This is a genomic window from Halomonas borealis (assembly GCF_004798905.1).
GTDB classification, from domain to species: Bacteria; Pseudomonadota; Gammaproteobacteria; order Pseudomonadales; family Halomonadaceae; genus Halomonas; species Halomonas borealis.
Genome location: NZ_SDMO01000045.1, coordinates 1 through 313, shown reverse-complemented (window position 1 = coordinate 313; position 313 = coordinate 1). Strand labels below are relative to the sequence as shown.

The following is a 313-nucleotide window of genomic DNA, read 5'->3' as shown; positions in this document are numbered from 1 at the left end:
TACCAGATAAAAAGATTTTTAGGTATAAATTATTTTACAGTTTTTCTTTAAAGTTACAAATGAATTTCGCTTGAATTACTAACTTACATTTTCCAACGTAGGTAAGCATGGATAAAGCCATCAAGATCTCCGTCCATTACTTTATCAATTTGCCCTGTCTCATACTCTGTTCTTGTGTCTTTGACCAACTGATAAGGCATAAAGACATAAGAACGAATTTGGCTTCCCCAAGAGATGTCTGACTGATCACCACGAAGTTCATCGACTTCGGCTTGTTTTTTATCCATCTCTAATTGATAAAGTTTTGATTTCA

At 33.9% G+C, this 313-nt stretch carries 1 pseudogene; it reads right to left on the bottom strand.

From position 1 onward, the window contains the following. Positions 1 to 83: 83 nt before the first annotated feature. A pseudogene (gene prfB / locus ETC07_RS16115) lies at positions 84 to 313 on the bottom strand (peptide chain release factor 2); the annotation flags it as partial.